25 protein-coding genes are annotated in these 25,069 nt (G+C 52.4%); 17 read left to right on the top strand and 8 right to left on the bottom strand.

Going from position 1 to position 25,069, the window contains the following annotated elements:
* The first annotated feature begins 42 nt into the window (after positions 1-42).
* From aspS to AB7C91_RS04835, 4 genes are all read left to right on the top strand, one after another.
* Positions 43-1,839 (top strand): aspartate--tRNA ligase, encoded by a 1,797-nt coding sequence (gene aspS / locus AB7C91_RS04850; RefSeq protein WP_332446546.1) that lies wholly within the window; start codon positions 43-45, stop codon positions 1,837-1,839.
* Between the two features lie 126 nt (positions 1,840-1,965).
* A complete protein-coding gene (locus AB7C91_RS04845; protein ID WP_332446545.1) occupies positions 1,966-2,844 on the top strand; it encodes a cation diffusion facilitator family transporter in 879 nt (292 codons plus the stop codon).
* Between the two features lie 85 nt (positions 2,845-2,929).
* Positions 2,930-3,316 carry an OsmC family protein gene (locus tag AB7C91_RS04840; protein WP_332446544.1) on the top strand — a complete coding sequence of 129 codons (387 nt, stop codon included), beginning with the start codon at positions 2,930-2,932 and terminating at the stop codon, positions 3,314-3,316.
* A 9-nt stretch (positions 3,317-3,325) separates the two neighbouring features.
* The gene (locus tag AB7C91_RS04835; protein WP_332446543.1) at positions 3,326-3,907 is read left to right on the top strand and encodes a hypothetical protein; all 582 of its coding nucleotides are present in this window, start codon (positions 3,326-3,328) and stop codon (positions 3,905-3,907) included.
* Here AB7C91_RS04835 and AB7C91_RS04830 read toward each other — a convergent pair.
* Together AB7C91_RS04830 and AB7C91_RS04825 are read right to left on the bottom strand one after the other, a co-directional pair.
* Positions 3,888-4,619, bottom strand: coding sequence for a DUF6062 family protein (locus AB7C91_RS04830; protein ID WP_428589582.1), 732 nt, complete (start codon positions 4,617-4,619; stop codon positions 3,888-3,890). The genes AB7C91_RS04835 and AB7C91_RS04830 overlap by 20 nt on opposite strands.
* A 50-nt stretch (positions 4,620-4,669) precedes the next feature.
* A complete protein-coding gene (locus AB7C91_RS04825) occupies positions 4,670-5,335 on the bottom strand; it encodes a class II aldolase/adducin family protein (protein ID WP_332446541.1) in 666 nt (221 codons plus the stop codon).
* A gap of 171 nt (positions 5,336-5,506) precedes the next feature.
* Here AB7C91_RS04825 and AB7C91_RS04820 point away from each other — a divergent pair, with 171 nt between their 5' ends.
* The 7 genes from AB7C91_RS04820 to AB7C91_RS04790 all read left to right on the top strand — a co-directional run bounded on the left by AB7C91_RS04820 (position 5,507) and on the right by AB7C91_RS04790 (position 13,703).
* Positions 5,507-6,529: a LacI family DNA-binding transcriptional regulator gene (locus AB7C91_RS04820; protein ID WP_332446540.1), complete on the top strand. Its 1,023-nt coding sequence runs from the start codon at positions 5,507-5,509 to the stop codon at positions 6,527-6,529.
* A gap of 12 nt (positions 6,530-6,541) precedes the next feature.
* The gene (locus AB7C91_RS04815; RefSeq protein WP_428589578.1) at positions 6,542-7,552 is read left to right on the top strand and encodes a Bug family tripartite tricarboxylate transporter substrate binding protein; all 1,011 of its coding nucleotides are present in this window, start codon (positions 6,542-6,544) and stop codon (positions 7,550-7,552) included.
* 76 nt (positions 7,553-7,628) lie between these two features.
* Complete coding sequence (locus tag AB7C91_RS04810; RefSeq protein ID WP_332446538.1) at positions 7,629-8,123, top strand: tripartite tricarboxylate transporter TctB family protein; 495 nt, start codon at positions 7,629-7,631, stop codon at positions 8,121-8,123.
* An 11-nt stretch (positions 8,124-8,134) separates the two neighbouring features.
* Positions 8,135-9,625 (top strand): tripartite tricarboxylate transporter permease, encoded by a 1,491-nt coding sequence (locus tag AB7C91_RS04805; protein ID WP_332446537.1) that lies wholly within the window; start codon positions 8,135-8,137, stop codon positions 9,623-9,625.
* On the top strand, positions 9,622-10,773 hold the full coding sequence (locus AB7C91_RS04800; protein WP_332446536.1) for a Gfo/Idh/MocA family oxidoreductase: 1,152 nt from the start codon (positions 9,622-9,624) through the stop codon (positions 10,771-10,773). The genes AB7C91_RS04805 and AB7C91_RS04800 overlap by 4 nt, the downstream gene beginning before the upstream one ends.
* 14 nt (positions 10,774-10,787) lie before the next feature.
* Entirely contained in the window at positions 10,788-11,876 is a 1,089-nt protein-coding gene (locus AB7C91_RS04795; RefSeq protein WP_332446597.1) for a Gfo/Idh/MocA family oxidoreductase, read from the top strand.
* A 60-nt stretch (positions 11,877-11,936) separates the two neighbouring features.
* Positions 11,937-13,703 carry a proline--tRNA ligase gene (locus AB7C91_RS04790; RefSeq protein ID WP_428589573.1) on the top strand — a complete coding sequence of 589 codons (1,767 nt, stop codon included), beginning with the start codon at positions 11,937-11,939 and terminating at the stop codon, positions 13,701-13,703.
* 73 nt (positions 13,704-13,776) lie between these two features.
* On the opposite strand, the gene AB7C91_RS04785 is transcribed toward AB7C91_RS04790, so the two are convergent.
* Complete coding sequence (locus tag AB7C91_RS04785; protein ID WP_332446534.1) at positions 13,777-14,289, bottom strand: ankyrin repeat domain-containing protein; 513 nt, start codon at positions 14,287-14,289, stop codon at positions 13,777-13,779.
* Between the two features lie 163 nt (positions 14,290-14,452).
* Here AB7C91_RS04785 and AB7C91_RS04780 point away from each other — a divergent pair, with 163 nt between their 5' ends.
* Positions 14,453-15,538, top strand: a complete 1,086-nt coding sequence (locus tag AB7C91_RS04780) for an adenosine deaminase (protein WP_428589570.1) — start codon at positions 14,453-14,455, stop codon at positions 15,536-15,538.
* Here the strand turns inward: AB7C91_RS04780 and AB7C91_RS04775 are convergent.
* Positions 15,535-16,173, bottom strand: a complete 639-nt coding sequence (locus AB7C91_RS04775) for a rhomboid family intramembrane serine protease (protein ID WP_332446532.1) — start codon at positions 16,171-16,173, stop codon at positions 15,535-15,537. The two genes, AB7C91_RS04780 and AB7C91_RS04775, sit on opposite strands and share 4 nt — an antisense overlap.
* Before the next feature lie 1,044 nt (positions 16,174-17,217).
* On the opposite strand from AB7C91_RS04775, the gene AB7C91_RS04770 reads away from it, so the two are divergent.
* The 5 genes from AB7C91_RS04770 (at position 17,218) to AB7C91_RS04750 (ending at position 20,990) form a co-directional block, all read left to right on the top strand.
* Complete coding sequence (locus AB7C91_RS04770; protein WP_332446531.1) at positions 17,218-17,844, top strand: RlmE family RNA methyltransferase; 627 nt, start codon at positions 17,218-17,220, stop codon at positions 17,842-17,844.
* The gene (locus tag AB7C91_RS04765) at positions 17,832-18,239 is read left to right on the top strand and encodes a DUF3842 family protein (RefSeq protein ID WP_332446530.1); all 408 of its coding nucleotides are present in this window, start codon (positions 17,832-17,834) and stop codon (positions 18,237-18,239) included. Before AB7C91_RS04770 ends, AB7C91_RS04765 begins: the two co-directional genes overlap by 13 nt.
* 102 nt (positions 18,240-18,341) lie before the next feature.
* Positions 18,342-19,433, top strand: coding sequence for a DUF1893 domain-containing protein (locus tag AB7C91_RS04760; protein ID WP_332446529.1), 1,092 nt, complete (start codon positions 18,342-18,344; stop codon positions 19,431-19,433).
* Complete coding sequence (locus tag AB7C91_RS04755; RefSeq protein ID WP_428589565.1) at positions 19,426-20,244, top strand: metal ABC transporter permease; 819 nt, start codon at positions 19,426-19,428, stop codon at positions 20,242-20,244. The genes AB7C91_RS04760 and AB7C91_RS04755 overlap by 8 nt, the downstream gene beginning before the upstream one ends.
* Positions 20,241-20,990: a metal ABC transporter solute-binding protein, Zn/Mn family gene (locus AB7C91_RS04750; protein ID WP_332446527.1), complete on the top strand. Its 750-nt coding sequence runs from the start codon at positions 20,241-20,243 to the stop codon at positions 20,988-20,990. The genes AB7C91_RS04755 and AB7C91_RS04750 overlap by 4 nt, the downstream gene beginning before the upstream one ends.
* A 41-nt stretch (positions 20,991-21,031) precedes the next feature.
* Here the strand turns inward: AB7C91_RS04750 and AB7C91_RS04745 are convergent, their stop codons facing one another.
* The 4 genes from AB7C91_RS04745 to AB7C91_RS04730 are packed head-to-tail and all read right to left on the bottom strand — an operon-like array spanning position 21,032 to position 25,001.
* Complete coding sequence (locus AB7C91_RS04745) at positions 21,032-21,850, bottom strand: TIM barrel protein (RefSeq protein ID WP_428589562.1); 819 nt, start codon at positions 21,848-21,850, stop codon at positions 21,032-21,034.
* A 56-nt stretch (positions 21,851-21,906) separates the two neighbouring features.
* Positions 21,907-23,184: an iron-containing alcohol dehydrogenase gene (locus AB7C91_RS04740; protein WP_428589559.1), complete on the bottom strand. Its 1,278-nt coding sequence runs from the start codon at positions 23,182-23,184 to the stop codon at positions 21,907-21,909.
* 12 nt (positions 23,185-23,196) lie between these two features.
* The gene (locus AB7C91_RS04735) at positions 23,197-24,114 is read right to left on the bottom strand and encodes a transketolase family protein (RefSeq protein WP_332446524.1); all 918 of its coding nucleotides are present in this window, start codon (positions 24,112-24,114) and stop codon (positions 23,197-23,199) included.
* Positions 24,111-25,001 carry a transketolase gene (locus tag AB7C91_RS04730; RefSeq protein WP_332446523.1) on the bottom strand — a complete coding sequence of 297 codons (891 nt, stop codon included), beginning with the start codon at positions 24,999-25,001 and terminating at the stop codon, positions 24,111-24,113. Before AB7C91_RS04730 ends, AB7C91_RS04735 begins: the two co-directional genes overlap by 4 nt.
* Positions 25,002-25,069 lie beyond the last annotated feature (68 nt).

Raw genomic sequence — 25,069 nt, 5'->3', positions numbered from 1 at the left:
GTATGGGAATACTTTCCAAAGGAGACCCAAGAGGGACCGAGTATGGCTGAAGAAGTATTTTCCCAACGAACAACAACCTGTGGCGCACTGACCAAGGCTGACAACGGCAGACACGTTGTCCTCAATGGCTGGGTGCATCGTGACCGCAACCATGGCGCTTTGCATTTCATCAACCTGCGTGACCGATACGGAATAACGCAAGTCGTGGTGGATGATGATGCCAGTGCAGAACTGCAGGCAGTGGCGAATGAGTTGCATCTTGAGTATTGCATCGCCGTAACCGGATTTGTCCGCCTCAGACCCGATTCCATGGTCAATCCGGAGATGTCCACCGGTGAAATTGAAGTGAAAGCCGAATCGATCGAAATCCTGAGCAAGTGTGCGCCGCTTCCGTTCCAGATCGACGACGGCAAGGAAACACGGGAGGACCTCCGTCTGAAATACCGGTATCTCGATCTGCGCAGCCAAGGGATGCAACAGCGGCTCAGACTCCGCCACGAATTCATCCTTTCCTGCCGGAACTTCCTCGCTTCCCGTGGTTTCCTGGAAATTGAAACCCCGACTTTGATCAAGAGCACCCCCGAGGGAGCCCGGGACTTCCTGGTACCCAGCCGCGTATATCCAGGCAAGTTCTATGCCCTTCCCCAGAGTCCACAGCTGCTCAAGCAGATTTTGATGGTCGGTGGTATGGACAAGTATTTCCAGATTGCACGATGCTACCGGGATGAGGATGCCCGCGGGGACCGCCAGCTTGAATTCACCCAGCTCGACCTGGAGATGAGTTTCGTCAAGCGTGATGATGTGCTTTCCCTGATGGAGGAATTGTTCAACCATGTATTCAAGGATGTCATGGATTATGAGCTTCCGGTGCATTTCCGACGACTCAGCTACCACGATGCGCTCAATACCTATGGATGCGACAAGCCGGACCTTCGCTTCGATGTTCCGCTTTCGGATGTGAACGATCTGGCCGAACAGTCCACCTTCTCCACCTTCAAGGAAATTGTCGCGAAAGGCGGTTTCGTCAAGGCACTGTGTGCCCCGAGGACCGAAGGTGTCGATTTCTCCCGCAAATACATCACCGAACTCGAGGAAGCCGCAAAGATCTATGGCGCCCAGGGTCTTGCCTGGATCAAGGTAGGAGCCGACCGGTCGTTGAGCGGCGGCGTGTCCAAGTTCTTTACTGGCTTGGAGGAAGCGTTGCTGAAGCGAGTGGATGCGAAGGAAGGCGACTTGATCCTCTTTGTCGCCCACGAAAGTTGGAAAAAGTGCTGTGCCAGCCTCAGTGCCGTAAGAACCAAGCTCGGCAAGGATCTGCATTTGATCAGAAAGGGATTCGAATTCTGCTGGATCATCGACTTCCCGCTCTTTGAGTACAATGAGGATGAAGGCCATTGGGAGGCTGCACACCATATGTTCAGCATGCCTCAGGCCGAATATCTCGACACCCTCGAGTCCGATCCGGGCAGTGTGAAAGGTGATTTGTACGACTTGGTGCTCAATGGATATGAGGTGGCCTCCGGTTCCATTCGTATTCATGACGTGGAATTGCAGAAGCGCATCTTCCGCATCTGCAACTTCGAGGATCAGGAAGCGGAGGAACGCTTCGGCTTCCTGCTCAATGCCTTCCGTTATGGGCCGCCTCCCCATGGCGGCATCGCCCCGGGTGTCGATCGGATGGTGATGATCATGAGCGAGCAGACATCGATTCATGAAGTCATTGCCTTCCCCAAGAATACAGCGGCAGTCAGTCCGATGGACGACTCCCCTTCACAAGTCGACCAGAAACAGTTGGATGAATTGCATCTGATCATCAACTATCCCAAGCCGAAAGATTGATCATGAGCCCCGGATTTGTTCCGGGGCTTTTCTTGACAAATATGCCGACGCCTTCTACTGTGGAGGGAATCATCCATGGAATGACCATCCCATGGATGTCTTTGCATAGAAAAGAGAGAAAAGAACATGCAAAAGCATCTCGCACTGATTGTTTCCAGAATCAATATCCTCAATAATGTGGTACTTGCCATCAGTAAGATCAGCATCGGTTTTTTTGCCCATTCGGGGGCGTTGCTCAATGACGGCATCAACAACGCAGGTGATGTGATCAGCTCCGTCATTGCATCCATCGGCATTGCTGCAGGGGCGAAGGAATCGGATGACGATCATCAATACGGACATGAACGGCTGGAGTGCATCGCCGCCATCCTGCTCTCGGGCATCATCATGGTGGTCGGTCTTGGCTTATTGATCGATGGATCGGTCACGATCATCAAAAAAACGTATCTGCTCAACCAGACTCCCGGTATCCTTGCCGTCATCGCTGCCATTGCCTCGATCATCATCAAGGAGATCATGTTCCTGTACACCCGTTGGGCGGCAAGGAAGACCGGCTCCTCAGCCCTGATGGCTTCCTCATGGGACAGCCAGAGTGATGTACTGGCAACCACCGGCGGCTTGATCGGGATCGTTGCAGCCCGGTTTGGCTATCCGATTGCAGATTCAATAGCAGCCATCATCATTGCACTATTCATTTTTCGAGTCGGAATGGGCATTTTCAAGGATGGAATGGACAGGATGGTGGACCACGCCTGCGATGAGGAGACGGTTTCTTCCATCAAACGGGTCATCCTCGACCAGGAAGGGGTGCGGGGGGTGGATCTGCTGCAGACCCGTACCTTCGGTTCCCGCTGCTTTGTGGATGTGGAGATTTCCGCCGAGGGATCACAGTCCTTGGTCGATGCACACAGTATCGCCGAGCGTGTGCATCATGCCATCGAGATCAGCTTTCCGGAGGTCAAGCACTGCATGGTGCATGTAAATCCGTACCGAAACACACTGTAGAGCACACACTGCCCATCCATAATTGCTTCTCTTGCTGGAAAAAGTACATCAAATGGGCTATGATGCAGGGACAGGAGAATTATTCATGGGTGACAAAAAACATATCCGTGCAGACTTTGTACCTGGGCATTACCAATTCGCCACCGATGCAGGTGCAAGTTTTGAAATAGGAAAATCCAGTGCTCCATATGACTACCTACTCGGCGCATTATCCGGTTGCCTCTTCAAGACCTTCGAGGAATTGGCGGTTAAAATGCGTGTGGGTTGGGAGCATATCAGCTTTGACGTGAAGGGTGAGAAACGTGAGGAAGTCCCCACCACCTTGCAGGAAGTATATATTGTCGTCGAGGCAACAGGCGTGGACAACCAACAGAAATTCTCAAAGGCATTCGAGACTGCAACACGGTACTGCTCGATCTACCAGACCATCTCCCATGTAGCCGAGATGCACTGGTCGGTTGATTTCCTCTAGGAGAACTTCATGGCCGGGAATGGACGTTCTACAACCATATTGCTCTTCGAGGCTTTTCATGAGGCCCTCAAACAGCTTGTGCTTGAGGATGAGCAGGTTCTTTCCTGGTCGAAAGCCAAAGCCAGTCTCGCCCACTGCCTTGCCTCGCAGTTGCAGCGCAGCCTGCGGGGTGTGCTCGGTTTGAGCCAAGACAGTGCCAGCCCTACCTATTTCTCGCTCCCCGGGGATCTGAAGGTCGACATTTTGACACAGGGCTGCGATGTTCTGGTCCATGACCGGAAAGGCGGGCGCACATTGGCGGTGATTCTGGGCAATGATTATTTGACCAAAGTCCAACAGGATACCCTGCACGAACTGCAGAACCAAGGATGCAAACTTGTCTTGGGTGCGGCTTTTCTTCCCCAAAAGGAGTACGTACTCTTGTACCGTCCCAACCAGGAGCGGATGGAATATCTGCATTTCCACAAAGTCGACGGAAGCACCACGCTGTTGAAGCAACGCCAAGTGGAAGGGGATGCAGATGAGAGCCAGCTTTTTCTGGGACTCAAGGACCGGAGGAAACGGACCAGGATCAAGAAAGCGGATCTATGACGCGATGACGACCGGTCATCTTGTCCACTCCCCGTTTGTGGGCATCCTCGCACCCGTTCCACGACTTGTCCATATTCTCTGATTTGTATTTCTGGGTCATCCAGGAAACATCATTGGCTATCCTGTCCAGATTCATTACTTCCGTCTCGGTAATCGCATGGACGAATATTGGGTATTGCTGCGCAGAGAGCGCTTGGTCGGCAGTCTGGAGCAGCAGTTGGAAATGGTGGAGACAGAACCCTTTTCCTTGTCGTAAGGCTTCCCTGAAAGCAGGATCATCCCCCCAGAGATAGCAGGTTGTGTAGAGATATCGGTTCAATCGTTCCTGCATTGCAGTACAGACCAGACATCCTTTTTCTCGGTCACGCATGACAGCGGCAAAAGCAGCGATGGCCTTTTTCGCCTGCCGGGGACGCTTCGCACCCAAAAGGGCGTTGATGGCTCCTTCTGCTTTCGTACGGGTGGTTGCCAGGTAGGTGTCGGCCATGAGGGCGACTCCCTGCGCCTTGTTGGCGGCAACCAGCAGTTGCCAATGCTTGGTACAGAAACCATATTCATTGACTCTGACCCTGGTCTCCGGATTCATGACAGAGTTGCCCAGATGGAACGCAATGGCATCCTTCTGAGCCTCGGCCATAAGGTCGCACAGATAGCACTCGCTCTGGCTTTGCACTCCATCCCAGACGGGAATTGTCTCAAGTTCTAGTTTCATCCATCACCTCAGCAGTACCCCAAACGCTGAGGCACACAGGTTCTCCTGCCTCACGTACCGTGCTTCATTCTCATCAATTGCTTCAGACGTCCTTGCTCAAGCGGAGAAACCTCATATCCCTTGGCTTGCATCTGTTCCGTGATGACCGTCATCTGGGCCGCACGTTCCAACAGCTCCATCTTGTCGAAGGCTTCCAACATTGACCGCCCGAGCGCCACCGCACCATGATTTTCCAAGAGAAGCACCTCATGGTCGATGGCCTGAACGGCGACTTGCTCGGCAAGATCCACCGTTCCCATCAGGCGGTAGTCAACCATCACCGGGTCTTCGAGAATATAGTAGGATTCTGCGATCAAATGAGTGTTGATGGCACAAACACCGTTGCTTTTGATGGCGGTGAATGCCGAGACATAGGTTGGATGCGCATGCACGATCGCCGAACAATCAGGTCGGGCGAGCAAGAGGAGGCGGTGCATCTCGGTCTCTATGCTCAGTCGAAGGTGGGGCGTCAAATTCCTCCCTTCGAGTGTAACCACGGCGATGTCCTCACCTCGCAGCAGCCCCTTGTCCAAGGCCGAGGGGGTGATGCAGAACAAATCCTTATCGAGGCGCAGGCTGATGTTTCCACCGCTGGCAGTAGTGAGTTGACGATCATACAGTCGCTTCATGAAGGAAGCGACCTGTTGTCGTTGTGGTTCGAATTGCTTGATATCCATGGGGCGAGTATAGCATGACAAGCCTGCTCTGTTAAGGAGCAATGCAACAGATAAAAAAATGATGATTTTTATTTGACAGGTTGAAAAACCTATGCAATGCTACATAAGCAAACGTTTGCTTATTAGTATATTTCAACAAGCAATCGTTTGCCGAGCTTCAGGAGGACACCAATGAAACAGTACACGACCCTCAAGGATGTTGCCAAACTTGCCGGTACCACTGCTGCTACCGTCTCCTATGTGCTCAACGAGAAAGAAGGACGCTACATCAGTGAACAGACGCGCCGCAAGGTATTGGAAGCGGCTAAGCAACTGGATTACGTGAAAAGCATCGGGGCTTCCTCGCTGAAAGGGAAAAGCAGAAAACTCATCGGCATCCTCGTCCCGCAGTTCGAGAACCAGTTCTTCACCCGTATCGTGGTCGCCAGTGAGGACGTTTTCGTCAAGCATGGATACGACTTGATCATTTGCAACACCTGGGACAAGCCGGAACGGGAGAAGGCTATTCTGAACCGCATGATCCAGCAACGGGTCGACGGGGTCATTCTCACCCCTACCAAGGAAGGGACGGAGAACACGAAACTGCTCAGGAAAGTAGGGATCAAGATGGTGGTGGTCGACCGACCGCTTCCCGGAGTCAAGGATTATTTTTGGGTGGCCACGAACAACTATGGCTGCGGCTATGTCGGAGCGCAGTATCTACTGGCCAAAGGGCACAAGCATATCGGCTACGTTGGGTGGAACAGTACGATCGAGGACCTGCAGGCCAGACAAGTCGCCGTCTTTGATGCTGCCGAGGCAAACCACATCCCCAAGAAGCAAATATACGTCGCCGAAGGTGGTTTCTCAGCAGAGGAAGGGTACCGACTCACCAAGCAGCTGTTGCAGGAACACCCGGAAATTTCCGTATTGTTTTTCGGTTTCAACGTCCAGGCGCTTGGGGGTGTGAAATACCTGCATGAAATGGGTATACGCATCCCTGAGGATCTATCTGTGCTGATCATCGGCAGCCCGGAATGGATCATGGCCGGAAATAATTGCTTCACCCACTTGGACATGCATGATCTCGAACTCGGCCGGAAAGCGGCCAATCTGCTTCTGGATCAGATCCAGAGACCCGATGAGGTTCCCTTTCAGCATATCATACAGGATTGTTCCTTGGTTGAAGGGACATCTGTACGAGATAGTTTCTAGGAGGATAAGAAAATGAGAAAGACACTTGTGATCTGCACAGTGCTCCTGCTCGCTGTCGGTCTCTGCTTTGCCCAAGGCAATACAGAAGAAGCCTACCCCACCAAGACCATCAACTTGACCGTTCCCTATGGAGCCGGAGGTACGACTGACCTCACGGCAAGGGCATTGGCAAATGCCATGGGCCAGAAGTTGGGGACCACCATCAACGTAGTGAACACCCCGGGAGCCGGTGGCAGTGCTGGATCGTTGAATGTACAGAATGCCAAGGTTGATGGATACACCATGCTTGCCAACGGCATGCTTGCCTTCACCACCATGCCGATCAACGGATATACCGACAAGACCTATCGTGATTGGGACATCTGGATTGCAACCTTTGCTCCGAACGCAATCATCGTTCCCAAGAATTCTCCCTACAACACCATCGAAGACCTGATCGCAGCCATCAAGGCGAACCCCGGCAAGATCACTGCAGGTACTGCAGGCATCGGTTCCGGCGGCCATTTCGGCGCTGAGGTCATCAAGGCGATTGCAGGCGCTCCGTACAAGCACATCACCTATGCCGGCGGCGGCCCCGCTCTTACCGCAACCCTCGCTGGGGAAGTCGACTTCTGTCCGCAGCTGTTGGCCGAATACAAGGACCTCATCATCAGCGGCGATGTAAAATGTCTGGCCACCCTTTCGGATACCGACATCGAGCTTGCCCCCGGCGTAGTGGTGAAGTCGATTCTTCACTCCTATCCTGAAGCCAAGAAGTTCGTCCCCATGGGCGAAGTCACCGGCATCTTGATCCCCAAGGGGTTGAGCGAAGACAAGCTTGCCAAGCTTGATGCAGCTTTCGAGGTTGCCGTCAATGACAAGGCATTCCTGGATTTTGCTGCTCTGAAGAGTTTCTCCGTCATTCCCAAGGGTCGTGCAGAATCCCAGAAGTTCCTCGACTCCTTTGCCAGCAAAGCCTGCTACCTGATGTATGATGCAGGAGCAGTCTCCATTGATCCGGCCAAGTTCGGGATCACCCGCTGATTCAAATTTCAAACCGTACCAGGGCTCTCCTATGCCCTGGTACGTCTTGAATTCACCTTCTTTGTAGGATTCCCCCATGGACAGTAAACAAAAAGACTTCACCATTTCCCTCGCGTTGGTAGCCCTCGGCTTCTACACCACGATAGAAGGAATCAGGATATATATACGAGCATCCAAGCCGCCGTATAATATCGAGAACTTTTCCATATCCCCCGGATTGCTTCCCAGTGTATTGGGAGGCTTGCTGCTGGTGCTCAGCTTCCTGCTTTTTTTCAAGAGTCTGCAGGAGAGTTCGCTTCAAGAACGCATGCATACACTGATGCTTTGGTTCAGGCAGGCATTTACCAATACTGATATCCGGATGATGGTGGGCGGAATGCTCATCATGGCCGTGTATGCCTTCCTGCTTATCGGCAAGATTCCCTATGCACTGGCTTCCGCCCTCTTCCTCCTAGCATTGATGGTATTTCTCAAGGCAGCATCAATTCGAAAATCCCTGTTGGTGGCCCTGGTCACCGTCGCCTTGGTAATTCTGCTCTTCCAAGTCGTATTTAAGGTTTCACTTCCCTAATGGAGACACCTATGGTTTTACAATACCTCGCACAGGCAGTCATTACTGTTCTTTCCCCCTTGAATATCCTGGTACTTGCCTTGTCGGTCGGTTCCGGATTGGTCATGGGAATGCTTCCCGGACTCAGCGCCACCATGGCAATCGCACTTTTAACCGGACTCACCTACAATTTCCCCACTCAGACCGCCCTCATTTCCTTGTTGGGCGTTTATGTCGGATCGATTTCCGGTGGCTGTCAGTCGGCGATCCTGCTGAACATTCCAGGTACTCCTGCATCCGCCGCAACCGCCTTGGATGGATTTCCCATGGCTCGACGCGGTGACGGAGGTCATGCAATTTTCGTTGCGACCACGTCCAGCATGTTCGGCACCCTGCTCAGCGTCGTTTTCGTACTGACGTTGACCCCGTTCTTGACCAGTATGGCTCTGAAATTCGCCAGTTGGGAATTCTTCCTGCTTTCGATCTTCGGAATCATGATCTGCGGAGCCCTTACCTCCAGCGGAAATGCACTCAAAGGCTGGATAAGCGGCATTCTCGGCTTGTTGGTTGCGATGATCGGGCTGGATACCGTAGATACATTCGCACGCTTCAGTTTCGGTAATGTAAATCTGATGTCCAATATACAACTCATCCCCGTCATGATCGGTTTGTTCGGATTCCCCGAGATCGTCCGCGCCTTCAAGAAGGAAGGGGAAGGCACTCCCATCAAGGTATCGAAGTTCGAGCCCAAACGAGGTTTCGCTTCGGTTGCCCATCATTGGGTGGCCATCATCCGATCCAGTCTGATCGGCGTGATGGTCGGCATCATCCCGGGTGTCGGAGAAGATACCGGAGGCTGGCTCTCCTATTGGGCGAGCAAGAGCCAGAGCAAGAACCCTGAGTCCTTCGGGACCGGTAATGAGCTGGGTGTCATATCCGCCGAAGCAGGAAACAATGCGTGCATCGGCGGGGCGATCATCCCTGTCCTGAGTCTTGCCGTCCCCGGTTCGGCACCGGCGGCAGTGTTGCTTGCCGCGTTTCTCATGCATGGGTACCGGCCCGGACCGTTGTTGATGACAGAGTCACCGTCTTTTGTCTACGGTGTCAGCATCTATCTGATTGCAGCTTCCTTGGTCATGTGGCTCTTGGCCATGCTCATCGCCCGGGGGACCGTGAGGATTTTGGGGATCAAGAAAAAGTTGCTGATGCCCATCATCTTCCTCTTGTGCGTCATCGGCTCCTACTTGATCAACTACAATCTCTTCGATGTGAAGGTCATGTTTGTTTTCGGTTTGGTGGGGCTTGCGCTCTCGTCAGCCAATTTCCCTGCAGCACCTTTCCTGCTCGGGGTCATTCTCGGTCCCATGACCGACTCGAATCTCAGACGGGGACTCCGACTCTCCGACGGATCGTTCCTTCCCATGTTCCAACGCCCCATTTGTATCTTCTTTCTCATCATCATCATCGGCATGATACTCGCCCAACTGGGAGTATTCGCCAAGCTCAAAAAGGAACGAGCATGAAACAATACAATATCGGATTCATCGGATGCGGATTTGCCGCAAACCTCCATGCCCAGGCGTACAAACGGGTCCCCGGGTATCACGCCAATCTCTATGCCGCCTGTTCAGCGGACGCCCGGCAGACCGAGGAGTTCGTGAAACGCCATGGGTTTGAGAAGGCTTGTCAGACAGTCGAGGAACTGCTCAATGACCCGCTGGTGGACATCGTGGACATCATCGTACCTCCAGAGGCACATATCGCCTTGGTCAAACAGGCGATGGAGAGCGGCAAGCATGTTGTGTGCGAAAAGCCCTTGAACGGGTACTTCGGCAATGGATCGGATGACAAAACGCTGATGTATGCCAAGGTAAGTGAGGAACTGGATGACCTGAAACAGTTTCTCTCCGGCAGGAAGGAGAAACTGTTCTATGCAGAGAACTACATCTACGCCCCATCGGTGGTGAAAATCCGTGAAATGATCGAAGCCACCGGAGAGAAACTGCTTCTTCTGAAAGGAGAGGAGGCGCACAGCGGCAGCCATGCACCTCATGCAGCACTCTGGTCGATGAACGGTGGAGGATGCCTCATCCGCCAAGGCTGTCATCCCCTCAGTGCCATCCTCTATCTCAAACAGGCGGAGGCAAAAAAGCGCTGTGAAACCATTACCGTCACTTCGGTGCTCTGTGATGCTTCCCAGGTAACCGGTTCGCTCAGCCAATCTGAACGGGGATCCATCCTCTCCAATCCCAAGGATGTCGAGGATTGGTCTGAGACCATCCTGACCTTTTCCGACGGGACCAAAGCGATCATATCCAGCGGAGACATGATTGTGGGAGGTGTACGAAACAAAGTCGAGGCGTATACTTCCAACGGATGTTATGAAGGGAAAATCGCTCCCAATGATGCCTTTATGTGCTATCATACGGACGCTTCCAAGCTTTCCGGCGTCTATATGACGGAAAAGGTGGAAACAAAAGCGGGTTGGCAGTACGTATTTCTCTGCGAGGAAGAAATGCGTGGGTATGTAGGTGAATTGGAGGACTTCCTTCGCTGTGTTGATACCGGTAAAGAACCGGAGTCAGGATTTGCACTAGCCTATGATACCATGAAGGTTCTCTATGCTTCCTATGCTTCTGCCGCCACCAATAGAAGATTTTTCATGGAGTAGCAACTGTGCAGAAAATGGATGGTATGACGTACGCTCCCCGTTCGCAGAAGCAGGGGGAGCGGGTGGTAGGGGAACATGAGTTCCCCTTTGCAGTGGTAGGCCTGGATCATGGCCATATCTTTGCCATGACCAACGGGCTTTTGGAAGCAGGAGCCACCTTGGTCTGGGTTTATGATGATGACCCGCAAAAAGTCTCTGAATTTGTAAGACGCTATCCACAGGCAAAGCCTGCCCCTTGCATTGATCAGATCCTTGCGGATGCAGACATCCGTTTGGTTGCCAGTGCAGTGAAGCCTTGTGACCGATGCGCACTGGGTTTACAGGTACTCGAGCATCAGAAGCACTATTTCTGTGACAAACCCGGAATGCTGACGCTCCAGGAGATTGCGTTGGCAAAAGAGGCTTGCGCACGGACGAATTTCCGGTATTTCGTCTACTTCGGGGAGCGGGTTCATGTGGAAGGAGCCTTGTATGCCCAACAGCTCATCGAAGAAGGGAAGCTGGGCAAGGTCCTTTCGGTTACCATTCTCGCACCACACCGCCTGAACAAGCCTTCCCGTCCACTCTGGTTCTTCAATCCTGAGGAAAACGGAGGTATCCTGGTTGATATCGGCAGCCATCAGATCGAACAATTCCTTACCTATGCGGGAGCCAAGGATGCACAGGTGCTGGAAAGTTGCGTTGCCAATTACCATACGCCGGACCATCCGCAATTCTCGGACTACGGCCATTGCACTTTGCTTGCAGACAACCATGCAGTCTGTCATTTCCGGGTAGACTGGTTCACCCCCGACGGGCTTGGCGCATGGGGGGACGGCAGGGTGTTCATCGTCGGCACGAAAGCCACCATAGAAATCAGGAAATATCTTGATGTAGCCCGTTCAACGGAAGGAGACCAGGTATATTTGGTCGATGAAACGGGAGAACATCATATTGCTGCATACGGGACCATCGGATATCCGTTCTTTGGGAAGCTCATCCTCGATTGTTTGCATCACCGTGAAGATGCAATATCCCAAGAACATACCTTTTTGGCGATGCGCCTTGCGATCGAGGCACAAAACCAAGCCTTGAAACTCGACTCATCTGTTCCTACTCCTTGAGAAGGCCATCTTGTTTTGCTACAATGGCCACTGTTCGAATAGTTAAGGAGACGCAACAAGATGAGGATGTCCAGACTCTTTTCCAAAACCCTTCGCGAAGCCCCCAATGGAGCAGACAGCAAAGGGTATGAGTATTTGCTTCGTGCAGGCTTTATCCGCCAGTTGGGGGCCGGCATCTTCTCTTTGCTCCCCTTCGGGTTCAATGCAACAAAGAAGATCGAGCAGATCATCCGTGAGGAAATGAATGCAATCGGGGGACAGGAAATCCTGATGCCTTTGGTCAATCCTGCCGACATCTGGAAGGAAACCGGAAGGTATTACAGCATCGACAAGGAGATGAGCCGCTTCAACGACCGCGTCGGCCGCGATATGGTGCTGGCCATGACGCATGAGGAAGCGGTCACCGACCTGGCCCGTGGGGAAATCGACAGCTACAAGCGGCTTCCCTTGCTCGTCTACCAGATCCAGACCAAATGGCGGGATGACCCCAGACCTCGTGCTGGCTTGATTCGGGTGCGTGAATTCACCATGAAGGACAGTTATTCCTTTGACACGGATGCGGCTGGACTCGATGCCCAGTATGCAGCCCACTACAAGGCATACTTCAGGATTTTCAGTCGTTGTGCACTTCCGGTGATCGTAGTCGGTGCGGACAGCGGCATGATGGGCGGAAAGATTTCCCATGAGTACATGTATCTCTCCTCCATCGGAGAGGATACCATCATCACCTGTCCTGCGTGCGGCTACACGGCAAACCGCCAAGTTGCCGCCTTTGCAAAGACCTATTATGCGGAAGATCCCAAACCTGTTGAGAAAGTGCTGACTCCCGAATGCAAGACGATCGAGGAATTGGCCGATTTCCTCAAGATCGAGAAGCGACAGACCGCCAAAGCGGTATTCATGGTGGGAACATTCATCAACGATACCAACGGGGAAGAAGAAGAGAAATTGATTGTCGGCATCGTCCGAGGCGACCTTGAGGTTGAGGAGAATAAACTGCAGAATGCAGCGCGTGCCAATGCCCTGAGACCGGCCCATGCAGAGGAAATTCTTGCAAAAAAGATGGTTCCAGGCTATGGATCCGCCATCGGCTGTACAAGCGATACGATGGTTATCATCGACGATTCCGTGGCGAAGAGCAATAATCTGGTGGCTGGAGCAAACGAGGAAGGATATCACCTGCTGAACACCAACTTCGATCGTGACTACACAGGTTTGGTGGCTGATATTGCCAGCGCATCATCCGGCTTTGCATGCCCCGAATGCGGCAAGCCCCTCGAATCTTCCAAAGGTGTCGAGGTTGGAAACATCTTCCAACTCAACACACGCTACAGTGAGAGCATGAACTGCTTCTTCCAGGATGAAAGCGGCAGCCGCAAGCCGGTGATCATGGGTTCCTACGGCATCGGGGTCGGAAGACTGCTTGCCTGTCTCGCGGAGAATTACTCGGATGCGCAAGGCCTGTGCCTTCCCATCTCGGTTGCCCCCATGCAGGTCCATCTGGTCAGTTTGGTAAAGGATGCAGAGATCGCCGAGCAGTTGTATCAGAAGCTCAGTGCTGCAGGCATCGAAGTCCTGTATGACGACCGCAAGGAATCGGCAGGAGTCAAGTTTGCCGATGCAGATCTGATCGGATTGCCGATTCGTCTGACCTTGGGCAACCGTTCCTTGAAGGAAGGCAAGGTTGAGGTGAAGCTCAGACGCAATCTTGAGGAGACCTTCTCGTTCAACCTCGACTCGCTGGTGGAGGAAACCAAGGCCTTGATCGCAAAGCTGCAGGCTGAGATTGACGAACAGATCGTCGAAAAGGAATGGCAGAAAGCCTGAAAAGAGCGCAAAGAATAATCAACACCCCCCTGCAACGAAGCAAGGGGGTGTTTTTTCGAAGAAGTGAAACTTATTAGTTTGCACCCATCTTCTTCAGTTGGTTGACAATATAGGTTCGCTTTGCCGCCTTGGCATATTCCAGGACGGAATGACCCTGATAGTCACGGGCATTGATGTCGGCACCCGCCTTCAACAGGGCGGAAATGACCCTGGTCTCGGGGTTGCTGTTCACCGCCATGATCAAGGCAGTCTCCCCAAGGTAGTTTCGTGCATTCAGATCCGCCCCTGCATTGAGCAGTTCCTCAATGATTTTGGGGCTGGAACTCTTGTTTGCTGCAAGATGCAGTGCATTGGAACGGTACTTGGGTTCAGCTTCCTGAATATCCGCCCCAGCATCCAGCAAAGCTTTGAGTACATTCACCGAAGGATTGTACTGTGCTGCCAACATGATGGGAGTAAGGCCCCATTCATTCTGGGTATGAATGTCAGCACCCTGCTGAAGAAGGGTCTTTATTTCCTTCACCTTGGTAGCAGAAACGGAGGCTGCAAGCAGCTTCTTATTCAGGGCTTCTTCACGTTTTGCCATAGCAAGCTCTCTCCTTACTCATTATTTGCGTTGTACTTAGACACTCCTAGTATCCCAACTTTTTATAAAATTGTATAGCCTCAAAGCCAAGGAATCAGGGTTTTCTCATCACTGCCGTCCAAATGATTTGCTGTTTACTCGGTATATGCTGTATGATATGTCCATGATAACAAAGGAAATCATTCAGCAGGTTCCGAAAGTTGAACTCCATGACCACCTTGACGGTGGGCTGCGGGTCCAGACCATTTTGGAACTTGCGAAACAGCAAAATGTCAAGCTTCCCAGTGACGATCCGCAGAAATTGCATGATTGGATCATCCGGGGCTGCAAACAAAAAAGCCTGTCACTGTACCTTGAGCCCTTTGCAATCACCACCAAGGTCATGCAAACCAAGGAAGCACTTCGCAGAGTTGCCTTCGAGGCGGTGGAGGACCTTGCATCCGAACATGTCTGCTATGCCGAAATACGTTTCGCCCCGATTCTTCATACCAACCAAGGGCTCAGCTTGGAGGAGGTGGTGCAATCGGTACTTGATGGATTGCAATGGGGAACCAGGCAGACCGGCATGCCGGTCGGTTTGATCCTGTGCGCCATGCGCAACCAATCCCCTGCAGTGAGCCATACCATCGCCGAGCTCGCCGTCGCATTCGCCGACCGCGGTGTGGTGGGGTTCGACCTTGCCGGTGATGAAATGGGCTATCCTGCCAAAAAGCACTTGGAAGCCTTCCAATTCATCCGCAACAAGAATTTCAACATCACCATCCATGCCGGGGAAGCTTTCGGAGTGGAGTCGATCTGGCAGGCAATCCAGGTGTGCGGGGCCCACCGCATCGGACACGGTACCCGTCTGGTTGAGGATATGTCACTCGATGGGACACGGATCGAGGAGATGGGTTCCTTGGCGAATTTCATTCTCGACAGACGCATTCCCTTGGAGATGTGCCTTACCAGCAATGTGGGAACCGGAGCGGCAAAGGATTATGCCAGCCACCCCTTCCCGATTTTCTATCGCAACAAATTTCGGGTCTTCCTTTGCAGCGACAACCGCCTGATGAGCGATACCACCCTCACCAAGGAGATGGAGCTGGCGGTGCAATACTACAATCTGACGATCAGGGACTTGGAGAAGATCACGATCAATGCGATGAAGTCAGCCTTCATCCATCATGACCAGAAGCTGGAGCTCATCTACAATGTGATCAAGAAAGGCTACTCTTCCATCAGGGACAAGTACGGGATCCTGGATTAAAGGGTTCGCTTGAACACTTCGATCGGATTGATGTGCATCCGAATCCTGCAGTACAGGTATGCGAACAACAGACCGCTCAAGTGGGTGAGGTGCGCGACATTTCCTCCTGCACCGAATACTTGGCTGTACAGTTCGATGGCTGCATAGATCAGCACCAGAATCGGGGCCCTTACCGGTATCAGACCGAAGACGAAGATAACCGAGTACGGATAGAATACTGCGAACATGAGCAGAACTCCGTAGATGGCACCTGAGGCTCCGACAAGCACGACATTTGTTCCCGCCAGATAGTAGCTGATGAAACTGGCAATCCCACTTAGAAGTCCTGTCAGCAGATAGAACAGGAGAAACTCCTTACTGCCGATGCGTTTCTCCACCATGGTGCCGAAAATAAACAAGCTGAGCATGTTGAATAAGAGATGGCTGAATCCTCCATGCACGAACATGTAGGTAAAGGGTTGCCAAAAATATCCGGATAATACGAAGGAAGGAATCATGGCAAGGTAATACGTGCTTTTGGGAATCAAGACTCCGGTAAGCAGATATACCAAGACATTGACCAAAACCAATTTGAGCGTAAAGTTTCTATACGTGCCATCCCGGAATCGCCGGTTGAGGAAGGTGCCTTTTTTCATATGCATACAGTATAAATTACCTGCCAAATCGTCAATTGCGCAATAAATGCACACTTTTGGGAAAGTGTGCAAGCAATGCACAGCCCGAGCACAAACAAACCCGCAATTGCCTTTGTGATTTAAGGAATATGAGTTGGCATGGTTGTTGCATCATATTTGGCAGAACAGAGCAACACTTTTTTTCATACTCCTCCTTTTATTCCGACAGGATGCCAAGAGATTTACCCCAATCAGCTTTTGGCATCCTTCTTTTTATCTTCACGATATTCTGTGAAAATTTGTATTGGTGTTACGATTTTTCACACTGCGCCAAACCCAAACCACATATCAGATAAATACAAATGGAAATTAATATACACTATTTGTATAGGTTTTAATGGTTGGCACGGTAGTTGCATTATACTAGGCAGAACAGAGCAACAGTTTTTTTCAAACCTCCTTAAAGTGTGATTTCTTTGGTGCCAGCGATTCTCTCTCCCCACCCCACAATATCGCTGGCACCATCTTTTTGTCCTCATACAAGAAAGTTGATGCGCAACAGATTCCACCTGTAACAATTTTGCACACGACTGAACATGGTGTCATGCAAAAATATAACTCCTATAGTATAGAATATTTACCATTAGTTCTTTTATCAATGATTGGCACGGTAGTTGCATTATACTAGGTAGAACAGAGCAACAGTTTTTTTCAAACCTCCTTAAGTGTGATACTTGGTGCCAGCGGTTCTCTCTCCCCACCCCACAAAATACCGCTGGCACCATCTTTTTATCCGGTGAACATCAATGGAAAGCCATTCCCTTTGTTCACATTCTGCACACCGACCCCGAAAGAACATGGCAACCGAGTACATGAATTCATAGCAGGTTGCAGAGATCTCAATACTTGGCATGAAAAATGCCACTGTTATAGACAGAACAGAGCAACCGTTTTTTCAACCTCCTTTTCGTGTTACTCCTAGGTACCAGCGGGTAAATCTCTCCACCCAACCAAAGCCCCGCTGGTACCTTCTTCTATCTTTGAATGTCTGGTATAGTCAGAAGCATGGCTACCAGTAGAAGAGATCGTGCAGACTCATATACCAAACGTGCACACAAGGAAGGATACCCTGCCCGCTCCGTTTACAAGCTGGAAGAACTTCAGCAGAATTTCAAGCTCATCAAAAGCGGTGATACGGTATTGGACGTAGGAGCGGCTCCCGGTTCATGGACCCTGTACACCCATACCCAGCTGCTCAAGGGGACGGGAAAAATCGTTGCAGTGGATTTGAATCCGCTGAACTTGAATCCGGTACCCCATACGGTCATCTCCTTTGTCGGGGATGCGTTCAGCAAAGAGATCAGGCCCCTGTTGATCGAACACGGTCCGTATGATGCAATCATCAGCGATGCAGCCCCGATGACCATGGGAAACCGATCCGTCGATACCGCCAGAAGCGAGAATCTGGCAGAGCAGGTCATTTATCTGGCGCAGGATCATCTGAAGACCCATGGGAATTTGGTGGTCAAGATTTTCCAAGGTGGCGGTCAGGTGGAATTGCTCAAGCTGATGCGTACCTTTTTTTCGAAGGTGAAACCCTTCAAACCCAAAGCATGCCGTGATGATTCGTTTGAAATCTATCTGGTCGGGTTGGATAAGATGGAAATGGAGAAACAACCATGCAGATCGTAGTCATCGACGGACAAGGGGGAAGCCTCGGAAAAACCTTGGTACAAGCCATCAAGCAGCGGTTTCCCGGAACATATGTACTGGGAATCGGGACCAACAGCATGGCAGCAAGCGCCATGCTGCATAGTGGTGCCGACGGGATTGCCACCGGGGAGAATCCAGTGGTGGTGGCAGCAAGAACGGCTGACTTGATCGTAGGACCATTGGGCATCATCACCGCTGACGCCTTGCACGGGGAAATCACACCGACCATGGCGTTGGCGATCGCCCAAAGCAGGGCACACAAGATATTGCTGCCCATCAGCAAGTGCAACGTCTCCATCGTAGGAAGGCAGGATCTGAGCCTGGGGGAGATGGTCAGCCTCGCCGTGGAAGAAATAGCCTTGTTCATTGCCTGACATGCTTCCTTGACACACCACGGAAAGGAAGGGTACCATTGTGCATAACCAACCCCATGAAGGGGTATTGATCCGAATATTTACCTGTTTATGAGAAGAGCCATGAAGGCAGAGAAGGATGACAGTCCTTTGCTTTCATGGCTTTTTGTATGGGAGTCACCGGTGGAACCATATCAACAGAATCTTCCTGAAGGTTGTACACTCTGCGTCTACAACCACGACCAACTCATCTTCTCGGACAGTGGACGGTGGCTTACCCCACTGTTTGCCCTTGAACGTTTTCTTGCCACCTACACTGGTGGCCGCGACTGCCTGAGTGCCCACGATACCGCTGCAGGAAAAGCTGCAGCGGTGCTGATGGCGAGGCTCGGGATCCACAGGGCGCACATCAACTTGATCAGCGACCTTGCCTTGGCATACTACCGGCAGCAAGGCATCACCGTCACCTATGAACGACGCATCGAACGACTGCAATGTAAGACCGAAGCATTGCTCGAACCGATGACCGACGCAAACCAGATGTATCGTCTTTTGCGAATTCGGGCAAAGTTGGTGCAAGGGGTATCGGTTGATGTCCAGCATGTCAGCTTCGCGTATCCAGACAAGGATGCACTCCTCAAGGACGTGAGCTTCCATCTTCCTGAGGGTGGGAGGCTTGTCATCCAAGGGGACAATGGACAGGGAAAAACTACGTTGCTCAACCTGCTTCTGGGCAATCTGAAACCCACGCAGGGGGAAATCCTCATCGATGGCATGCCGGTGGACCAGCTTCCCAAACGGACCATAGGGTATATCAAACAACAACAAACCCAGCAACAATTCCCCGTTTCGGTACGGGAAGTCGTCAGCATGGCAGTCGACGCTTCACTTTCGGCGGAACGGCAAGCATGGGAGATTGATACGGCACTTAGAAGAACAGGCATCCAGCATCTGGCTACACGGAATTTTTTCACCTTAAGCGGCGGGGAACGGCAAAAAACAGCCCTCTCCCGTGCACTCTGTCAGAAAGCACGACTTTTGCTGCTTGATGAGCCCACCTCGTTCCTGGATGCCAAAAGCAGGACTACCCTGGTCGACATCCTCCATTCCCTTACCATCGATGAGATGCCGACGATCATCATCGTCACCCATGACAAGGAACTGGAAATCGCATTGCAGTGGCCTGTCCTCCAGATGGGAGACCAACGTGACTGACATCGCATACATCCTGACCCTTCCTCCAGTCTACAAAGGCCTGTTGGCAATGGTGGTGGCAGGCTTGGGTTTTCCGGCCAGCGGGGTGATGGTACTCAGGATGAATCTGGTTCCCATGCGGTATATGCTGATGCATGGAGTGATTCTCGGCGGGGCGATCTCCCTGGCTCTGCAGCTTCCACTGCTTCCGGTAAGCATTGCCCTCAATGTTGTGTTGGTGCTCGTCATGCTGCACCTGACCAAGGACAGACGGTACGGTTTCGGCCTTGCCAGCGCTGCAACCATGGTCTTCACCATGGCTGCAGCCTCCTTGGTGATGCATATCTGGGACGTTCCGGCCAAAGATACCCTGCAACTGCTTTGGGGCAGTCCGTTTGCCCTGAGCTGGATCGATGTACTGCTTTTGGGCGGCATTGCCGTTTTGCTTCTGGTCTATATCATCTTGAACTTCCGGACGATCAGCGCCCTGTTCTTTGATCAGGAAATCGCCCAATCGTTGGGCATGGCCGTGTCGTTGCATTACACAACCATGGTCCTGATCATCGCCTGCGTCATCGCCTTTGCCATGAAGCTGCTCGGTGCGTTACTGATTGATGCACTGCTGATCCTTCCTGTTTTGGTTGCCGACAAGCGCAGCAACAGCTTGAAGCAACTGTTCTTGCGATCCTGCCTGTTCGGGCTGGGGGTTTCCTTGTTCGGATTCCTCTTCGCAATCACCACAGACATGCCTCCCAGCGGAACGATTGCGTTGCTTTCGGCCTTGCTGTATCTCCTACCCCCAATATCAAAGAAACAAGGAAACGCACAATGAAAAAATTCAGTGTCCTCGTCTTGCTCGTCCTGTCTTCGGTTGCACTCTACGCCCAGCCGATTGCCGAAACACACCCTTCGGTGGTTGCATCCACCAGCTGGACGGCTGCTTTCGCCGATCTGGGAGGTCTTGACGGCGTTCGTTCCATCGCCCCGGCAAATCTTGTACATCCACCTGAGTACGAGATCACCGTCAACGATGTCGTTGCCATCAACAAGGCCGATTATTTTTTGTATGCAGGATATGAACGGATGATGCAGAGCATGGGCTCTTCGATCAAGAAGGACGCTGCTTCCTTGATCAAGATCGAGACCGACAACAGCATCGCCAATGTGACGAAGCAAGCCGAGTACATCGCTTCATTGCTGGGCACCGAGGTCCAAAGCAAGCAACGGGTGGATTCCTATCGGGCTGTAATCGAGCAGGGAAAAGCATTGGTGCATCAAGCCGGTCTTGATCAGCTACCGGTCTATTGCCATGCGATGCAGATGTATCTGGCCAAGGATCTGGGGTTGCAGGTGGCAGGAACGTTCGGCCCCGGTCCTATCTCCGCAAAGCAGATTGCAGAAGCGGCCAAAGGCGGGTATGCGATCATCATTGACAACTTCCACAACCCGATCGCTTCCGTTCTCCTTTCGGTATCGCCGAAAAGCAAGCTGGTTGTTTGGCGAAATTTTCCCGATCGGGAAGGAAGAGGCAGCTTGGAAGCCATGGTCAAACAGAATATTGACGCCTTGTTGCAGTAAACAATCAGGCCACCCTGATCCAGGGTGGCCGCTCTTTGTGTTCACCGATAGAAGGAGCCGTAGGTTTCCCGTAGGAAATCGACCGTCCGCTTCGCAGCCGTATCGGGATCGGGATGCGGAAGAATCTCAGCGGTCGTCCAACCAGTGTACCCAATCTCCTCAAGGGCATGGAAGATTTCATCCCAATTCATGTGACCATCCCCGGGAGCATGCCGGTTGGTGTCGGCAAAATGTACGTACCGTACATATTCCTTGTTGCGGATGAAGCTTTCCCCGATGCGATCATCCTCGATGTTCATATGAAAGACATCGGGCATCATGACGAAGTTCCTGCGGTTGACCTTCTTCAGCAATGCCGCACATTCGTCCAGATTGTTGATGAAGTCGATCTCATACCGGTTTACCGGTTCGAGGATCAAGTCGACACCCCGCTTCTCTGCATGATCGGCGACCTTGTGGGCCATATCCAGGAACAATCGTTCGACCAAAGCCTGATCGCGACCGGCGATCGGACCACGGGTTCGACCGATGTTCACCAAAGATCCGAATTCAGAAGCCAAGTCGATGAAATCACAAAACGTCTTGTACAATTCTGCACGATGTTCAGTATTCTCATCGGTGAAATACAAATTCCGGGCGGCAAAAACCTGACCGGAGGAAATAGCGCTGACTTCCAGATGGTTCTCCCCCAGCCACTGGGCAAGCTCCGTCCGAGTCACCTCATCTGGACGCTTGAGTGCGAGTTCCACCCCATCATACCCAAGCGCATGGGCCTTTATGATCGATTCCTTCACCCCTCTGAAGACAACAAACGCATTGGGCATCGCCTCTTGGCCGGCAATGGCTACAGACAGCTTCATATCAATACTCCTGCAGGTACGGGCGGAATGACTCGGTCATCCCGCCCATTCATTCCTTACATCTCCTTGATCAAAGAGAGGTCCCCGGTACTGGCTGCACGAAGCAGCTTTTCCATGTAGGTGTCCACATCATCCTTGGTCATGGGAACCGGCATGTTCTTCAGTTTCATCTCAAGCTGAGGATCCTTCGCCGCAGCGAGGGCACGTTGGATGTGTGCCTCAGTGAAACCTTTCAGGTCACTGAGCTTGGAAGGGGCGTTGATGGATTTGCTGAAGGTGATCATGGACTGGGCTACAGCCTCGGCCAAAGCCCTTCCTTCCAGCTTGTCCACCGAAGGACCAAATCCATACTGTGAGAAGATGGCACCGATGACCTTCAGCTGTTTCTGGATTGCCTTTTCGTACAAAACCGCATAGTACGGGTTCATGATACCACAGGCCGTCCCATGGCTGACGATGTCGACCAGGGAGAAACTGGTCAGGTGGGCACCGCTGGTTCCCCCAATCATGATGGCGTATCCACCAAGGTCGGTGGCCAGTCCGATGGCCTCACGAGCCTTCACGTTCTTCGGGTCGTCAACAAGCACCTTGGCATACTCAGCAACCAAGCTGATGGCGCATTCCGCCAGTTCCTGCGCCTTTTCATAGGTCTCGCTCTTTGCTCCGCAGAACACTTCGAACGTGTGGGCGATGGCATCCAAGGCACCATCGATCGTAACACTGATCGGCATGGAAACGGTGGTCTCATAGTCGAACAAGCCGACAGTCGGGACCAATGCGTTGTCTACGATCAACTTCTTCTGCCCCACCACCGGGTCGGTGATGTTGGAATACTTGGTAAGATGTGCTCCACTGGAAGCCGAAGTCTGGACGGCGATGACCGGAATCAGGGAAGAATCGGTCTTCTTCAGTGCATCGGAGACCACGTTGGTACCGAAATAGTAATCGATTTCGGCGGTAACCTTCCCACCGAGCGTCGCCAATGCATTTGCAGCCTTCACCGCGTCGATGGAAGACCCTCCGCCGATGACCACGATGCAATCGGGTTTGGTATGGAGGATATAGGACTCCAGGCGATACACGTCCTCACGGGGGGCATTGGGTTTTGCATCGGGGGCTACGACGCCTCCGGCAAGCTCGACCCCGGCCTGACTAAGATAAGCGACCACACGGTCGGCGATCGGTTTCATATAGGTGGTGTTGCTTACTACCAAGGCGCGCTTGCCAAACGAGGCGGCAAGCTTCCCGACTTGGTCGAGCACCCCAAGACCATGGATATAGGAATCTCCCTTCCATGCATTCAACAATTCATACGCGCGTTTCATCTGATCCATCTGCTGTTCTCCTTAGTTGCACAGAGCTTTTGCACGGCTTGCAATCTGCTCTGCACTGATTCCATATTTTGCCAAGAGCGGCTCATAGGGGCCGGACTCAGTGAAGGTATCTTCAATTCCCATCGCATCAAATCTACAAAAAATTCCTTGTTTCATAAAGGCCTCGCTCACCGCGGAGGCAAATCCACCGGCCAACACATGCTCTTCCACACACACGAGTTTTCCCGTCTTCCTTACACTTGCAGCCAATGTCTGCACATCCAGCGGCTTGACCACCGGAACGCTGAGCACTTCAGCCTTGACACCTTGCTTGGCAAGCAGATCGGCAGCCTTGTCGGCGAAGCTTGCCGTAATACCGTTGGCTGCAATGGTGACGTCGCTTCCTTCCCTGCTGCACACGGTCTGTATGCCGTTTACGGGAGGAAGATCAGGCATGGCATTGCGGTTCAGCCGGATATAGACCGGCCCGTTCTGGTGCAATGCATAGACCAAGGCTTCCTGTGCCTGGCGGGCATCGGAGGGAACGATCACCTGCATGTTCGGAAGCGCACGCATGATGGCTATATCGGTGATCGCCTGATGGCTGGCTCCGTCAAAGGAATCCGAAAGACCTCCGTAAGCTCCGGCGATGACAACCGGAAGGTTGTTGTAGCAAAGGGTGTTGCGGATCTGGTCGGTTGCCTTGAGGGCGAGGAAGATGGCAAAGGCATTGACGACCGGATGATAGCCTGTAGTGGCCAACCCGGCTGCAATGTCGACCATATTTGCCTCGGCGACCCCGACATTGAAGAAGCGATCGGGATAGGCTTTGGCAAACAAGGAACTCTTGGTGGAAGAGGATACATCGGCATCCAAGACCACCAACTCCGGATGGGTTGCGCCCAGTTCGGCAAGTTTCATGCCGAAGGCGTCTCGCATGGCAATGCTCATAATGCAGCCTCCTTCTTCTTCAGGTCAGCTTCCAGTTCGACGATTCCCTTCGCATAGGACTCATCATCGATAACCGCTCCGTGCCAGGTGTTCTTTCCTTCGGTAAAGGAAACGCCCTTGCCCTTGATCGTGTCATAGATGACAGCCTTCGGCCACACATCATCACTGTCCATCCAGGCAAAGGAATCAAGGATATCCTTCGTATCATGTCCATCATATGCCTTGGGGGCGACATGCCATCCGAAGGCTTCCAGCTTCTTGGCGAGCGGACCGAGCGGCATGATCTGATCCTCGGTTCCATCAAGCTGCACCTTGTTGTAGTCGATCATGAGCACGAAATGCTCCGGCTTGAACTTGGCGCTGCTCATGAGGGCTTCCCAGCTCTGTCCTTCATTGAGACAGCCTTCCCCGCTGATCACATAGGTCCACCAATGCTTTTGCGAAAGCTTGGCACCCAACGCCATACCCAGACCGATGGAAAGCCCGTGTCCCAGCGCCCCGGTGGACATATCCACCCCGGATAAGGCGTGCATGCAAGGATGGCCCTGCAAACGGGAGCCGAGGGTTCGGAACGTAGGCAACTCCTCAACCGGGAAAAATCCACGATGGGCCAGTATGGTGTACAGGTTCACCGAAGCATGCCCCTTGGAAAGGATGACGCGGTCGCGGTCCTCCCAATCAGGATCTTCCGGATTGATCGAAAGCCGGTTGAAATAGAGAGCGGTGGTCAGCTCGGCACTGGAGGCAGCACCACCCCAGTGGCCGGTTCCCCTTTGGTGCAGGACATCGAACATGACAATCCTGAAATATGCTGCCAAAGCGGCCAGTTCGGTTGCATTGAACTGTCGGTTCGGCGTCGCGAGCAAATCCTTGATACATGCATTCATCTCGGAAACTCCTTGGTTTGCAGAATCGCTGTTTGCTCAGGGATCAGGCGTTCTGCATTGTGTACTGT

It is taken from the genome of Sphaerochaeta sp., from assembly GCF_050256055.1.
Taxonomy (GTDB): Bacteria; Spirochaetota; Spirochaetia; order Sphaerochaetales; family Sphaerochaetaceae; genus Sphaerochaeta.
This window is presented reverse-complemented; position numbering and strand designations above follow the sequence as displayed.

Coding starts and splice junctions, on each gene's coding strand:
- AB7C91_RS04800 (WP_332446536.1), top strand. CDS start 9,622: ATGAAACAATACAATATCGGATTCATCGGATGCGGATTTGCCGCAAAC.
- AB7C91_RS04780 (WP_428589570.1), top strand. CDS start 14,453: ATGATAACAAAGGAAATCATTCAGCAGGTTCCGAAAGTTGAACTCCAT.
- AB7C91_RS04830 (WP_428589582.1), bottom strand. CDS start 4,619: ATGAAACTAGAACTTGAGACAATTCCCGTCTGGGATGGAGTGCAAAGC.
- AB7C91_RS04845 (WP_332446545.1), top strand. CDS start 1,966: ATGCAAAAGCATCTCGCACTGATTGTTTCCAGAATCAATATCCTCAAT.
- AB7C91_RS04770 (WP_332446531.1), top strand. CDS start 17,218: ATGGCTACCAGTAGAAGAGATCGTGCAGACTCATATACCAAACGTGCA.
- AB7C91_RS04805 (WP_332446537.1), top strand. CDS start 8,135: ATGGTTTTACAATACCTCGCACAGGCAGTCATTACTGTTCTTTCCCCC.
- AB7C91_RS04750 (WP_332446527.1), top strand. CDS start 20,241: ATGAAAAAATTCAGTGTCCTCGTCTTGCTCGTCCTGTCTTCGGTTGCA.
- AB7C91_RS04785 (WP_332446534.1), bottom strand. CDS start 14,289: ATGGCAAAACGTGAAGAAGCCCTGAATAAGAAGCTGCTTGCAGCCTCC.
- AB7C91_RS04745 (WP_428589562.1), bottom strand. CDS start 21,850: ATGAAGCTGTCTGTAGCCATTGCCGGCCAAGAGGCGATGCCCAATGCG.
- AB7C91_RS04840 (WP_332446544.1), top strand. CDS start 2,930: ATGGGTGACAAAAAACATATCCGTGCAGACTTTGTACCTGGGCATTAC.
- AB7C91_RS04820 (WP_332446540.1), top strand. CDS start 5,507: ATGAAACAGTACACGACCCTCAAGGATGTTGCCAAACTTGCCGGTACC.
- AB7C91_RS04795 (WP_332446597.1), top strand. CDS start 10,788: ATGGATGGTATGACGTACGCTCCCCGTTCGCAGAAGCAGGGGGAGCGG.
- AB7C91_RS04825 (WP_332446541.1), bottom strand. CDS start 5,335: ATGGATATCAAGCAATTCGAACCACAACGACAACAGGTCGCTTCCTTC.
- AB7C91_RS04835 (WP_332446543.1), top strand. CDS start 3,326: ATGGCCGGGAATGGACGTTCTACAACCATATTGCTCTTCGAGGCTTTT.
- AB7C91_RS04775 (WP_332446532.1), bottom strand. CDS start 16,173: ATGAAAAAAGGCACCTTCCTCAACCGGCGATTCCGGGATGGCACGTAT.
- AB7C91_RS04815 (WP_428589578.1), top strand. CDS start 6,542: ATGAGAAAGACACTTGTGATCTGCACAGTGCTCCTGCTCGCTGTCGGT.
- AB7C91_RS04740 (WP_428589559.1), bottom strand. CDS start 23,184: ATGGATCAGATGAAACGCGCGTATGAATTGTTGAATGCATGGAAGGGA.
- aspS (WP_332446546.1), top strand. CDS start 43: ATGGCTGAAGAAGTATTTTCCCAACGAACAACAACCTGTGGCGCACTG.
- AB7C91_RS04735 (WP_332446524.1), bottom strand. CDS start 24,114: ATGAGCATTGCCATGCGAGACGCCTTCGGCATGAAACTTGCCGAACTG.
- AB7C91_RS04790 (WP_428589573.1), top strand. CDS start 11,937: ATGAGGATGTCCAGACTCTTTTCCAAAACCCTTCGCGAAGCCCCCAAT.
- AB7C91_RS04730 (WP_332446523.1), bottom strand. CDS start 25,001: ATGAATGCATGTATCAAGGATTTGCTCGCGACGCCGAACCGACAGTTC.
- AB7C91_RS04760 (WP_332446529.1), top strand. CDS start 18,342: ATGAAGGCAGAGAAGGATGACAGTCCTTTGCTTTCATGGCTTTTTGTA.
- AB7C91_RS04810 (WP_332446538.1), top strand. CDS start 7,629: ATGGACAGTAAACAAAAAGACTTCACCATTTCCCTCGCGTTGGTAGCC.
- AB7C91_RS04765 (WP_332446530.1), top strand. CDS start 17,832: ATGCAGATCGTAGTCATCGACGGACAAGGGGGAAGCCTCGGAAAAACC.